8 protein-coding genes are annotated in these 12,420 nt (G+C 45.3%); 7 read left to right on the forward strand and 1 reads right to left on the reverse strand.

Translation table 11 applies throughout. The features are described from left to right. Positions 1–152: 152 nt before the first annotated feature. The 7 genes from BLP33_RS17880 to BLP33_RS17910 are packed head-to-tail and all read left to right on the forward strand — an operon-like array spanning position 153 to position 9,777. On the forward strand, positions 153–1,319 hold the full coding sequence (locus BLP33_RS17880) for an iron-containing alcohol dehydrogenase (RefSeq protein ID WP_090532046.1): 1,167 nt from the start codon (positions 153–155) through the stop codon (positions 1,317–1,319). Between the two features lie 9 nt (positions 1,320–1,328). Continuing rightward, positions 1,329–2,261, forward strand: coding sequence for a dihydrodipicolinate synthase family protein (locus BLP33_RS17885; protein ID WP_090531595.1), 933 nt, complete (start codon positions 1,329–1,331; stop codon positions 2,259–2,261). Further along, complete coding sequence (gene pdxA / locus BLP33_RS17890; protein ID WP_090531597.1) at positions 2,258–3,298, forward strand: 4-hydroxythreonine-4-phosphate dehydrogenase PdxA; 1,041 nt, start codon at positions 2,258–2,260, stop codon at positions 3,296–3,298. The genes BLP33_RS17885 and pdxA overlap by 4 nt, the downstream gene beginning before the upstream one ends. Positions 3,299–3,302: 4 nt before the next feature. Then, the gene (locus tag BLP33_RS17895; protein WP_090531599.1) at positions 3,303–4,469 is read left to right on the forward strand and encodes a four-carbon acid sugar kinase family protein; all 1,167 of its coding nucleotides are present in this window, start codon (positions 3,303–3,305) and stop codon (positions 4,467–4,469) included. Further along, complete coding sequence (locus BLP33_RS17900) at positions 4,466–6,031, forward strand: sodium:solute symporter family protein (RefSeq protein WP_090531601.1); 1,566 nt, start codon at positions 4,466–4,468, stop codon at positions 6,029–6,031. Before BLP33_RS17895 ends, BLP33_RS17900 begins: the two co-directional genes overlap by 4 nt. Before the next feature lie 9 nt (positions 6,032–6,040). Next, positions 6,041–7,462, forward strand: coding sequence for a sialate O-acetylesterase (locus BLP33_RS17905; protein WP_090531603.1), 1,422 nt, complete (start codon positions 6,041–6,043; stop codon positions 7,460–7,462). Between the two features lie 2 nt (positions 7,463–7,464). Next, positions 7,465–9,777 (forward strand): DUF5703 domain-containing protein, encoded by a 2,313-nt coding sequence (locus tag BLP33_RS17910; RefSeq protein WP_090531604.1) that lies wholly within the window; start codon positions 7,465–7,467, stop codon positions 9,775–9,777. 597 nt (positions 9,778–10,374) lie between these two features. Here BLP33_RS17910 and BLP33_RS17915 read toward each other — a convergent pair. After that, on the reverse strand, positions 10,375–12,417 hold the full coding sequence (locus BLP33_RS17915; protein WP_090531606.1) for an aceric acid hydrolase: 2,043 nt from the start codon (positions 12,415–12,417) through the stop codon (positions 10,375–10,377). Between the last annotated feature and the right edge of the window lie 3 nt (positions 12,418–12,420).

Consider the following 12,420-nt stretch of genomic DNA (forward strand, 5'->3'; position numbering starts at 1 on the left):
CATATCATAATAACTTACCGGCAGATATCCCTTTTGATAATATCGTATAATAATTGGATAACGGTTGGATAAAAATGGGAGGCGGCATTATCCATCTTTGTTTTATATCAAAACCAATTAACCAGGGCCAGCTATTATTAATATATAAGTATATGCCGCAAACTGTACATCCTTATCGCGACATCACTATCCGGTTTCCGGGCCAGGTAATTGTTGGCAAAAACTCGCTTTTTAAATTAACCGGTGATGTTATCAGCGGCGGGTATAAATCAGCTTTAATTATTACCATCAGTCCGCTATTAAATAAACTTGAACCACTTTTGGCTCAATTTAAAGAAGCAGGGATTAACGCTCGTGTTGATACCTCCATAGTACGGGAGCCTTCGTTCAAGGATTTTGGAGATTTGCTTGCATCTGTAAAACATACTGAAGCCGATGTGATCATAGGCATTGGCGGCGGCAGTGTGCTTGATGTGGCTAAGCTCATAGCTGCACAGATTGACAATAATCAAACATTGGCAGATATAACAGGAATCGGTTTGCTTAAAAATCGCAATAAAAAACTCATTTGTGTACCTACAACAGCGGGTACAGGCAGCGAAGCATCACCCAACGCTATATTGATAGATGATGCGGATAACCAGAAGAAAGGCATTATAAGCCCTCACCTGGTTCCGGATGTGGTGATCATTGATCCGGCATTGATGATAAGTCTCCCAACAGAGGTTACCGCGGCCACAGGTCTTGATGCATTAACCCATTGCCTTGAAGCTTATACCAATCTATACGCACATCCTTTTATAGATATGTATGCACTTGAAGGGATCAGGCTTATAGCTGATAACCTGGTTAAAGCAGTAAATGACGGCACTGATGAAGATGCCCGTACACAATTGGCTATTGGCAGTTTAATGGGTGGTTTTTGTTTAGGCCCGGTTAACACTGCGGGCGTACATGCACTCTCCTATCCGTTGGGCAGCCTGTATCATATTGCCCACGGCTTATCCAATGCCTTATTGCTGCCGTTTGTAATGGAGTATAATATCCCTGCCGCACCTGAGCGATATGCTGCCGTTGCCCGTGCATTGGGTTGTAACAGTAGTATCAATGATTTTGAAACAGCTTATGCAGGAGTAGAAAAGATCAGGCAACTGATTAAGGATTGCGGGATCCCTGCAAGCTTAAAAGAAATAGACATAGATAAAAATACCATACCGCAAATGGCCGCCGATGCCATGAAAATTACGCGCTTGCTTAAAAACAACCCGCGACCGATAAACATAGATGATGCCGTTAACATTTACGAGGCTGCTTATTAAAACATACTAATGAAACTAAAAAAGAAATATAACGGCCTGGTAGTGCCATCAATTACGCCACTTACCGACAACTACAAACTTGACCACGAAGCAGTTGAAAAAATATTCGACAGCATCTTTAACTACGGAGGCGTACCTTTCATATTGGGAACTACCGGCGAGTCAGCGTCGCTATCAAACGAGCTCAAGCTCGATTTCATTAAATGTGCTGTTTCTATAAGGCAACCTGGCCGCTTGCTTTATGCAGGCATTTCATCCAATTGCCTGGCCGATTCAATTGACCTCGCCAAACGCTGTGCCGACGAAGGTATTGACGTTGCAGTAGCACACTTACCTGCCTATTTCACTTTAACTGAATACGAAATTAAAACATACTTTGAAACGCTGGCAAACGAAGTACCTATCCCGCTGATAGTTTACAACATACCGGCTACAACCAATGTATCGATAAACCTAAACCTTCTCGACGAATTAAGTCACCACGAAAATATTGTTGGGACTAAAGATTCGGAACGGAATCACGAGCGTTTAAAAGATTCGCTTAAACTATGGGCCGACAGAGCCGATTTCAGTCACTTTTTGGGTTGGGGTGCGCAATCTGCCCACGCGCTTTTTACCGGCAGCGACGGCCTGGTGCCAAGTACAGGAAACCTGTTCCCGGATATTTATTACAAAATGATAGTTGCTGCCGACAATAACGACGAAGCCGCCGCACTGCAACTACAAAGGCATTCCAACCTTATCGGTGATATTTACCAGGGCAAACGCCTGCTGGGCGAGTCGTTGGCAGCATTAAAATCACTAATGCAAAGCGCAGGATTGTGCCGTACTTACATGATGCCCCCTTTATTGCAAGTTAATGAAGCTGAAGCTGCCGATCTGCAAAGAAAACTGCAGCGTATGCTCAATGTTGAAAATCTTAGTTTACCGATTTACCAATGACAGCCGAAAGACCGATCATAGCTATAACCATGGGTGATCCGGCCAGTATCGGCCCTGAGATAGCTGTTAAAGCCCTGCTTACCGAAAGGCTGTTTGAAATTTGTCGCCCGGTGATCATTGGCGATACCGGTGTATTTTTTGATATCGTAAAACGGTTGGGTTTCGATGCACGCATCAATTCGATAAAAGATATCCGCAACGCAAACTTTGAGTTTGGCAAGCCTGATGTATTTGATCTGCAAAATGTGGATATGGAACAGTTGCGGTTTGGTGAGATATCGGCAATGGCAGGCAATGCCTCATTTGAAGCAGTAAAAAAAGCGATTGAACTGGCTCTTGACGGAGAGGTTGACGCAACGGTAACCGGGCCTATCAACAAAAAATCAATTAACGAAGCCGGGCATCATTTTGCCGGACATACCGAAATTTATGCCCATTATACCGGTACAAAAAAATATGCCATGCTACTAGTTGAGCATAACATGAAGGTGATCCATGTATCCACCCACGTATCACTAAGGCAGGCCTGTGACCTGGTTAAGAAAGACCGCATTATTGAAGTAATCGAACTTTTACAGGATGGCCTTATTTCCCTTGGAGAAAAAAACCTGAAGATAGGTGTAGCCGGACTTAACCCCCATGCAGGTGACTCAGGTTTGTTTGGTACCGAAGATGATTTTGAGATCCTCCCTGCTGTTCAGGAAGCAATAAAATTAGGTTACGATGCAGAAGGCCCTGTACCTGCCGATACTTTATTTTCCAAAGCATCAACCGGGTATTATGGTGGTGTGGTAGCTATGTACCACGACCAGGGCCACATCCCCTTTAAGCTTACCGGTTTTAAATGGAACGCCGAAAAGCAGCAAATGGACAGCGTGAAAGGCGTTAACATCACTATGGGACTGCCTATTATCCGCACCTCGGTTGATCATGGGACAGCCTTTGAAATTGCAGGCAAAGGCGTGGCCAGCAGCGATGCCATGATACTGGCCATCGAATCGGCGGTACAGTTGAGTAAAAACAGGATAAAAGTATAAGTATATGATCGCTGTAATTGCAGATGATTTAACAGGAGCCGCCGAGCTGGCGGGCATAGGTCTTAACCACGGGTTAAGAACCGAGGTGAGCACTACTGTTGATGAATACTGCGATGCCGACCTGCTTGTTATCGCTACCGATACCCGTTCACTGGCTGTAAATGAAGCGAAGAATATTGTTCATGATCTTACCATCCGATTACAGCGGTTAAAGCCCCGGTTTCTTTTCAAGAAGATAGATTCCGTTTTACGGGGGAACATTATTGAGGAACTGCAAAGCCAGTTGACGGCATCAGGTTTAAAAAGAGCTCTGATTGTGCCCGGCAATCCTCACCATTCAAAAAAAGTCATAGGCGATACATTTCACTACAATGGCCAACCTATTCACCTGAGTGATTTCGCCAACGACCCAACCTTCCCCGCCTTAAGCTCAAATATTGTTGAATTATTGAGAGCTGATGAAAGTATCTCATTAATAAAAAAAGAAGACAAATTTCCATCTACGGGAATTATTATAGGAGCGGCTGAAAACGAGGATGATCTTAAATACTGGATCAGCAAAACAGATAACAATACGCTTTTGGCGGGTTCAGCAAATTTGTTTACCACGCTACTTGAATACTTAACATCACCGCAAAAGATCGAAATCCCTGACCCGGAAACCACAGGCAGGCGGCTGTTTGTATTTGGCAGCACCTTTTACCAGGGTAAGCTGAATCTTCTTGATGGTAAACACAATAATATCCCGGTACACTATGTACCTGCGGCCACCATTTGCGCCGAAACCAGCGGCGATCATGTACATGGCCTTTTTGCCAGTCATGTAGCATCGAGCATTGTAGCTGGCAATAATGCTATCATTGCTATAAACCCCGATTTTATAAAGGATATAAAAGTAGACCCGGTATTACTCAGCCACAAAATGGCGGATATTGTAAAACAGGTTATTGATCATACCTCCCTTCACGAATTGCTCATTGAGGGCGGAGCAACCGCCTGGGCCATACTTGAGCGTTTGAACATCGAAAAGTTATATCCCTCAAAACTAATAGCTCCCGGAGTTATTCATATGCGCATAGCGGGCGATAACCAATTATGTTTAACTTTAAAACCCGGCAGCTACCCCTGGCCTGCCCCCGTTTGGGCAACCAATAATTATACCTGCATATGAAACATGAAACCCTGCACCTGGCAGATTATATCATCATAGCCCTGGCACTGGCCATTTCATTAACCATCGGTCTTAAGTTTTCGAAAGGACAAAACTCCACCAAAAAATATTTCGTATCGCGCGGCTCCATCCCGGCATGGGCAATAGGCATGTCATTAATGGCAACGCTCATCAGCAGTGTAACCTTTTTGGCCTACCCAGGCGAAGGCTTTGCCTCTAACTGGATTCTTCTTGTTCAGGGCTTAATGGTCCCGATAGTTTTATTGCTGATGGTATGGTTTATAGTTCCCCTTTACCGCGAGGTGATAGGTGTAAGTACCTATGAATATTTTGAAAAGCGCTTTGGCCTGTTCGCACGCTTTTATAGCTCTATCAGTTTCGTATTAACCCATTTTTCAAAAATGGGCACTGTATTTTTCCTGCTGGCGCTGGCACTCTCCAACATGACCAATACCAATACGTTCGCCATTATCTGGGTAATAGGCTTTGTGATCATTGTCATCACACTTATTGGGGGGATTGAAGCCGTGATCTGGGCAGATGTGGTGCAGGGTTTTCTGCTGATTGGCGGCGGTATCGCATCATTCATCATCCTCATCTGTTCGATAAAAGGTGGCTTTCCCGAACTCTGGCATATCGCCAGTGTAAACCACAAAAACAATTTCGGCCCATATTTCTGGAATTTCAAGAAGCTCACCTTTATCGTGATGGCTATCAACGGTGTTTTCTATGCCATCCAAAAATATGGTACCGATCAAACCATGGTACAGCGGTACCTTACAGCAAAAACCGATAAAGCGGCTATCAGGGCGTCGATATTGGGTGTGGCACTAACGGTACCGCTATGGGCATTATTCATGTTCATCGGCACAGCGTTATTTGCCTATTATCAACAAAACCCATTACCGGCAGGTATTAAGGCAGATGCCGTTTTCCCCTATTTTATTATGAGTAAATTGCCTACCGGCGTTGTTGGATTGATATTGGCCGCGTTAATTTCAGCAGCTATCTCCAGCCTTGGCGCCGACCTTAACTGCCTTTCTGCCATTGGCGTAGAGGATTACTACAAAAAGTTCAGGCCTGATAAATCGGATAAAGAATATTTGAAGGCCGGTCGTTGGATAGTAGTACTGGCTGGGTGTGGCGCGATGGGCATAGCCACCCTTTATCTGCTTGCGGGCGACGAAGGTGCATTAGGCATTGTGTTTACCCTGTATGCCATATTCTCAGGAGGCATTGCCGGGATCTTTTTATTGGGCTTGTTCAGCAGCCGGGCCAATCGCCAGGGGGTGAACATTGGCATTATTGCCTGTATCCTGTTTACGGGCTATGCTTTTTTGACTTCAACCAAAATTGGCCTAGGCGACGACAAACATATCCTGCTCAATTTGGGTAAATACAACTTTAATCAGCATAAATACATGCTGGGTGTGTACAGCCATTTAGTGGTGATCGTAGTTGGTTCCCTGGCCAGCTTGTTTTTCCCTAAACCTGAGTTGAATAAAAACCTCCTTTTCAGCGGATGGCTTGAGGCTAAGCGCGCCGGAAAGCTCACTAAATAATTTACAGCAATGAAAAAATTACTGGCGTTGGGCCCGGGTTTGCTCCTGTTTATATCGTTGCAGGCTCAGGTAAAACCGGCATCCATTTTTACCGATAACATGGTGTTGCAGCAACAAAGTGAAGCACCCGTTTGGGGTTGGGACAAAGCTGGTTCAACAGTTACCATCAGCACCTCATGGAACAAAAAAAGCTACAAAGCCAGAGTAAATGCCAACGGCAAATGGCTTGTTAAAGTTGCCACCCCGGTTTATGGCGGGCCGTATACCGTAACTATTAGCGATAGCAACACCATCAAATTAAACAACGTACTTATTGGCGAAGTTTGGCTTTGCACCGGGCAGTCAAACATGGAGATCCCTATGAAGGGCTACAAAAGCCAGCCCATAAGCGGCTCGGTTGACGCTATATTGAAATCATCTAATAGTAATATTCACATTTATACCATACCCCACTCATCAGTAACCGAAGTACAGGAAAACAGCAAACCGTCCGAATGGCACGTGGCCTCGCCTGAGTTTGTTGCCAATTTCAGCGCTACAGGTTATTATTTTGGCAGGTTATTAAATGAGATGCTTCACGTGCCCATCGGTCTGATCAGCGATTGTTATGCCGGATCTAACGCTGAGGCCTGGATGAATCCTGAAGGGTTAAAAGAATTTCCGGAGATCAAAGTTCCGGCCAAAACAGACACCATCAAAGCTGTATCACGCACGCCTACTACCCTGTTCAATGGCATGTTAAACCCGGTGATAGGTTACGGCATCAAAGGCTGCATCTGGTACCAGGGCGAATCCAATTACGACCGTCCCGACCAATACGAAAAACTTTTTCCAGCTATGGTAAAACGCTGGCGGGAGCTTTGGCAGCAAGGTGATTTCCCTTTTTATTATGTGCAGATAGCCCCGTATGATTATGCGCAGCTTCCGCCTTATAATAGTGGAGGTAAATATAATTCGGCCTATCTGCGTGATGCTCAGCGAAAATCGCTAACAACTATACCTAACAGCGGTATGGCTGTATCGCTTGATATGGGTGAGCAAGCACTCATCCACCCTCCGCGCAAAGAACCTATCGGCACAAGATTGGCCTACTTGGCGTTAGCCCAAACTTATGGCATTAAAGGTTTCGATTATGCAAGTCCGCTATATAAGGAAATGACTGTTGACGGTAACCAGGCGACCATCAGGTTTGAGCATGCCGAAAACGGGCTTACCTCGTTCAACAAACCTATCCAAAACTTTGAGATAGCAGGTAAAGACAAAATGTTTTACCCTGCGCAGGCCATGATATCGGGCAGTGTAATTATTGTATCTTCACCCTTAGTAAAAGAGCCTGTGGCCGTGCGTTACGCCTTCAAAGATTTTGTTGTGGGTGATCTGTTCGGTACCAATGGGCTTCCCGTTTCTTCCTTCAGAACCGACGACTGGTAATTATGAAAAAACTCCTGCTACTCTGCTTCCTGTACTGCAACATCGTGTTAGCTCAAAATAAAGGCATTGAACAATACAATGAAGTGTGGACCAGCCAAAGCCAAAATTCAGGCCAGTCCATGCCCTGCGGAGGCGGCGATATAGGGCTGAACGTATGGGTTGAAAAAGGCGAGCTGATTTTTTACATCGCCAGGAGTGGCACTTTTGACGAAAATAACGCCATGCTCAAACCCGGCCGTGTTAGGATCAAACTATCACCCAATCCTTTTGACGGCAACGATTTTAAACAGGAGCTGAAACTCCAAAATGGTTCGGTACTCATCAACGGAAAAAACGGCGATTTAAAAGCTGAAATAAAGCTTTGGGTTGATGTTTACCGCCCGGTGATCCACCTTAACATCAGCAGCAATAAAGCCATAAAAACCGAAGCCATTTTTGAAAGCTGGCGTTATCGTGACCGGGAAGTGAAAGGCCTGGAAAAAAATGAGGGATCCTGGAAGTTTGCCCCGCGTAATGATGTCAGAACGCTGAAGGATAACATCGCCTTTAAAGGCAATGCCATTCAGTTCTATCACCACAACCTTGACTCTACCATATTTGATGTTACGGTAAAGCAGCAGGGGATGGATGCGGTTAAGGATCAAATGTACAATCCGCTTAAAAATTTAACCTTTGGCGGGCTGATGCAGGGTAAAAATCTAAAACCTGTAGGTAACACTAAAGGCCAATACCTCAACGCCGATTTTGAAGGATGGAAATTGGAGAGCATTAAACCAGCAACCAAGCAGGATATCGAGATCTATCTCAATACCCAACAAACTGGATCTGTAAATGAATGGCAGCAAGGCCTCGAAAAAGTAGTTAAAGAAGTTGAAAGTAACACCAAATCCGCCTGGCAAAAAACAGCCGACTGGTGGAAACAATATTGGGACAGAAGTTTTATCTACATCAATACTAACAAGCCTGACAATGATACCACAGCCTGGCAAACCGGTAAAAACTACCAGCTTTTCAGGTACATGCTTGGCTGTAATGCTTACGGACAAGCGCCTACCAAATTTAACGGCGGATTTTTTACCTACGATCCAGTTTTTGTCAATCGTCAATATGCTTTTACACCTGATTTCCGCAACTGGGGCGGTGGCCTGATGACGGCCCAAAACCAGCGGTTGGTTTATTTCCCGATGCTCAAAAGCGGCGATATTGATATGATGAAGCCGGAGTTTGATTTCTATCTCCGTTCCCTAAAAAACGCAGAGTTACGCAGTAAGGTTTACTGGGGCCATAATGGCGCATGCTTTACCGAGCAAGTGGAGAACTTCGGTCTGCCCAATAGCGCCGAGTATACCTGGAAACGCCCTGCCGATTTTGATAAAGGATTAGAGTACAACGCCTGGCTCGAATATACCTGGGACACCGTATTTGAGTTTTGCCTCATGATGCTGGAAACCGAGCGCTACAAAGGCGACGATATCCACCAATACATTCCCTTTATTGAAAGCTGCCTCAGTTTTTTTGATGAGCATTACCAATACCTTTCGCGCAAGCGCAGCGCCAAAGCGCTTGATGGCAATGGGCATCTTGTATTATATCCCGGTTCATCTGCCGAGACTTTCAAAATGGCCTATAATTCCAACTCGACTATCGCTGCCCTGCAAACCATCACCAAACGGATGCTGGCGTTACCGGATAATTACCTGAGCAAAGAAGAGCGTGGCAAACTGGAAGGCTTTTTAAAACGTATCCCTCCTATTACATTTGCTGAGATTAACGGGCATAAAACCCTTACCCCGGCAAAATCATGGGAGCGGGTTAACAACGAGGAAAACACGCAATTTTACCCGGTATTTCCATGGGGCATATTTGGCTTGGGCAAACCGGGATTGGATACCGCTTTGAATACATGGAAACTGGACACCCTTGTAGCCAAATTCAGGAGCGGCATTGGCTGGAAACAGGACAATATTTTTGCGGCCCGTTTAGGTCTTACCGGTGAGGCAGCCAAACTAACAACCTTCAAGCTCAAAAACTCGGGCAGGCGCTTTCCGGCATTTTGGGGGCCGGGCTTCGACTGGACACCTGATCATAATTGGGGAGGATCAGGCATGATCGGCTTACAGGAAATGCTGATGCAGGTTGACGATAAAAAGATCACGCTGTTCCCCGCCTGGCCAAAGGATTGGGATGTGCATTTTAAACTTCATGCACCTTATAACACTACGGTTGAAGCTACGCTGAAGGATGGCAAAGTGGTTGATTTAAAAGTTCTCCCCGAAGATAGAAAGAAGGATATTACAATGATGTTAGCCCAATAATTCCCTCGTTCATTTGTAACAAAAAGGGTGTCCCAATTTTTTGATTCTCAAAAAAAAATTGAAAAAACTCCCGCTGCTCTTTTTTGTAAAAAGAGACTGTTCCATTTTTTGAGAGTGAAAGCGCGGAACACCTTAAAAATGAAACACACTGATAATCAAATAGATAACAATCTACCCAAAACATCATTAAATACCTGATTATCAATGACTAAAACTTTAAAGAGTAAACTTTCCTTATTTCAAAGACAGGTAAAAAAACCTTTTTTATTTCTTGTTTTTTTAAAGGTTTTTAGGCTTTTTTGGAATTGATCACCTCATTTATAAATAGCACTGACAAAATAATGCCACCAAAATTGCGGGGGTGAATATCGATATTTCATACCATCCGGCTGAAGCTCAGCTAACACATATTGGGACGAAAAAACAACCGCCACCAATTACCGGCCGAAGTTTTAAGTGTAAGAACAAAAGGCTGCTTTAGTCCCGGCGGCCAGAGGCCGCCCTGATAGTTGCCACCCGACTGGGAGCTGAGCGGCGGCGTGGAGCTTTTTTGACCTTTCACCTTTTGCCTTTCACCTTTCACCTTTGGCCTCGAAACTACCTGTCCAACGGCATCCACGTCTCCATATCCACATGCCCCCGGTTACCCCAGGCATAATATGGGATCAGCCTGATATCAACAGCGTTTTGTTTTGGCGCGGATACTTCTTTGTAAAGCCGGTTACTCCAATTGTTTTCATCGCGCAGGTCAGCTTTACCGGCTAAACTCATGATCTCACTGTTATCTATCCTGATCATTTTAGGTTTAAGCTCACTACTGGCTGATAGCGCCACATTGAAAACTTTTTGCCCCTTAGCCAGATCGGCCGATTCCAGGCAGTAAACCACCGGGCCGCGTTTTACCGCTACCTGGTTGCGGGTTTCCTCAACCAGTGGGTTCGCCTCCATTAGGGTCACCGGCATCGGCAGGTCGAGATCAATTGTCATTCCTTTTCGCCAAACGGCGTTAATTTGAGTATAAGTTCCAGGCGTAGTGTCTAATTGCGGTACCGACTGACCGGGCATTTTGATACTTGCTCCCTTACACCAACCCGGAATCCTCAAAAACACAGAAAAGGCTTTATTACCCGGTACTTCATCAAACCTGATATGGATCTTTCCCTCCCATGGGTAATTGGTTGTTTGCGTCAATTTTACAGGCGTACCGTCTTTCAATTTAGCGGTTATGGTGTTGCTGCCATACAGGTTAAACCACAACCCTTTATACGATACGCTGTACGCATAATCGCTCACCTCGGCAATGGTACGCACCACATTTGGCGGACAGCAGTTGGAAAGTTTAATATAACCTACCCTATCTTTAGACCAACGCTGTTTAAACGGCAAGCTATCCGAATAAGCCAGCGGATTGGTATACAAAAAGTTACGGCCATTAAGACTGATCCCTGAAAGTACGCTGTTGTAAAGCGCCAGCTCCATTACATCGGCATATTTGGCATCACCGGTTACCTGCAGCATGCGCCAGTTCCAAAGCACATTGCCAATGTTCGCGCAGGTTTCATTGTGGGCTGTAAAGCTCGGTAATTGATAATCGCGTCCGTAAGCCTGGTGTACCTTTTGCACTTCGTTTGGATTGTAAGACGTGCCGTCGGGAGAAACACCATCATAAAGCGAGCCGCAGCCACCGGTGATATACATTTTGCGGTTCACCACATCGTTCCACATCAGGTTTAAGGTGTGCATGAGCGTGGTATCGCCGGTTTCGGCATAAACATCGGCAGCACCGGCAAAAAGATAATTGGCCCTCACCGCGTGCCCCATCGCCTGTGTTTGCTGCCTGAAAGGTGTCCTGTCCTGGTTGTCGTCTGTACCATCCTTCATCAAGCCACGGATGTCTATCAGGTTTTTAGCCAGTTCCAGGTATCGTGGATCGCGGGTGGTACGGTACATCTCCACTACCCCCATGTAATGCGAGGGGCAAATAGCGTTACGCGCCAGTTCGGGCGAGGCCGTTTTATAAAACTTGTAGAGATAATCAGTGGCTTTAACAGCCACTTTCAACAAAGTAGTTTTGCCTGTAACCCGGTAATGAACGCAGGCGGCGGTCATCAAGTGACCAAGGTTATACGTTTCAAAATTAAGGCGATCGTTAAAAGCTTTTTCCTTGCCGCTGTTCTTCCGTTCTTCAATAAGGGTTGGCGTGTGGATATAGCCATCCGAGCGCTGCGCTTTGGCAATAACGGCTATCGTTTTATCCATTAGCGCATCCAGCTTAGGATCGTGTGTGTTAGCATACATGCTGGCCACAGCTTCAAACAGTTTGTAAAAATCACCATCATGAAATGGCGGGCCTTCGTGCGAACCGGTGTCTAAACCGGCGGCTATTTCAAAGTTGCGGTAGGCATGACTGATCTTCGGATCGGTATAAACCCGCCACAGGTTAGGGATCATGGTATCACGGCAAACTTTGAACCTGTCGGCCCAAAAGCCGCCTGTCCACTGTACTGCGCCCATATCAAGGCTGCTTAGTTTGGCGTAACTGCTTTTACTGGTGTTTACCAGGGCTTTGTTTTGTGCAGATAGTTTTAATGTGCAGCTTAACAATAATGCTATTCCAATATATTTAAAAATCTTATTCATATC

The sequence above is a fragment of the Mucilaginibacter sp. NFR10 genome, assembly GCF_900100445.1.
GTDB lineage: Bacteria > Bacteroidota > Bacteroidia > Sphingobacteriales > Sphingobacteriaceae > Mucilaginibacter > Mucilaginibacter rubeus.